Origin of the sequence: Cupriavidus sp. SIMBA_020 (genome assembly GCF_046535395.1) — a bacterium.
In the GTDB taxonomy this organism is placed as follows: Bacteria; Pseudomonadota; Gammaproteobacteria; order Burkholderiales; family Burkholderiaceae; genus Cupriavidus; species Cupriavidus campinensis.
Genome location: NZ_JAWRWU010001007.1, coordinates 1 through 258, shown reverse-complemented (window position 1 = coordinate 258; position 258 = coordinate 1). Strand labels below are relative to the sequence as shown.

Here is a 258-nt window from a genome sequence, read left to right as displayed (position 1 = left end):
ACCGGCAAGGAGCTTCATCGGGTGCGTCGAGGCTCGATCGCGGACGGCTATGCCGAGCTACGGCGAATGGCGAAGGCCGGTGCTCATCCGATGGCAATGCTGCCGCTCCAGTATCTGCTGCCGATGATGTCGGGCGAAGGCACCTTGCGCGACATCGCAAATGACCAATATCCGACCGTGCGGCCGACATCGCTCCTGGACTTCATGAAACGTCACTACGAAGGCGCACGCACGAAATTCGACAGCTAAACTTGCAAG

At 59.7% G+C, this 258-nt stretch carries 1 pseudogene; it reads left to right on the top strand.

The window, feature by feature from the left end:
- Positions 1-249 (top strand): annotated as a pseudogene (locus tag SB751_RS32510) (NmrA family transcriptional regulator); the annotation flags it as partial.
- Positions 250-258 lie beyond the last annotated feature (9 nt).